1 protein-coding gene is annotated in these 1100 nt (G+C 69.9%); it reads right to left on the bottom strand.

The annotated features are described in order from the left end of the window. Nucleotides 1-1088, bottom strand: a 1088-nt coding sequence (aroC, locus tag AB0H82_RS36420; RefSeq protein ID WP_362999834.1) for a chorismate synthase, incomplete at its 3' end; no start/stop codon positions are given. Between the last annotated feature and the right edge of the window lie 12 nt (nucleotides 1089-1100).

The raw sequence follows: 1100 nt of genomic DNA, 5'->3' as shown, positions 1-1100 counted from the left end.
ACGAGCGCGACCATGGCCTCCGCCACGATGCCGGCCGCCGGCACCGCACACACGTCGGAGCGCTGGTGGTGCGCCTTCGCCGCCTCACCGGTGACCACGTCGATGGTGGCCAGCGCGCGCGGCACCGTCGCGATGGGCTTCATCGCCGCCCGCACCCGCAGCAGTTCACCCGTGGTCAACCCACCCTCAGTACCACCGGACCGGCCCGAGGTGCGCTTGATGCCGTCCTCGGTCGTCACGATCTCGTCGTGCGCCTTGGAACCCGGCACCCGCGCCAGATCGAAGCCGTCCCCGACCTCGACACCCTTGATCGCCTGGATACCCATCAGTGCAGCTGCCAGACGGGCATCGAGCCGCCGGTCCCAGTGCACATGCGAGCCCAGACCCACCGGCACCCCATAGGCCAGCACCTCGACCACACCACCCAGCGTGTCACCGTCCTTGTGCGCCTGATCGATCTCCGCGACCATCGCCTTCGACGCATCCGCGTCCAGACACCGCACCGGATCCGCGTCCAGCTTCTCCACATCGGCCGGGGTCGGGTAGACGCCGTAGGGCGCCTTCGCCGCCGCCAGCTCCGTCACATGCGAGACGATCTCGATCCCCGCCGTCTCCTTCAGGTACGACCGGGCCACCGCACCCAGCGCGACGCGCGCCGCGGTCTCCCGCGCCGACGCACGCTCCAGCACCGGACGCGCCTCGTCGAACCCGTACTTCTGCATCCCCGCCAGATCCGCATGGCCCGGCCGCGGACGCGTCAACGGCGCATTGCGGGCCAGATCAGCCAAAACCGCCGGATCCACCGGATCGGCCGACATGACCTGCTCCCACTTGGGCCACTCCGTGTTGCCCACCATCACCGCGATCGGCGAGCCCATGCTCAGCCCGTGCCGCACACCGCCCAGGAACGTGACCTCATCACGCTCGAACTTCATCCGCGCCCCACGGCCATACCCCAGCCGCCGCCGCGCCAGATGATCCGCCACCATCTCCGTCGTGATCGGCACGCCGGCGGGAAGACCCTCCAACGTCGCGACAAGCGCGGGTCCGTGCGACTCCCCCGCGGTCAGCCAACGCAACCTGCTCAACGGTGTGCTCCT

Origin of the sequence: Streptomyces sp. NPDC050732 (genome assembly GCF_040654255.1) — a bacterium.
Classification (GTDB): domain Bacteria; phylum Actinomycetota; class Actinomycetes; order Streptomycetales; family Streptomycetaceae; genus Streptomyces.
This window is presented reverse-complemented; position numbering and strand designations above follow the sequence as displayed.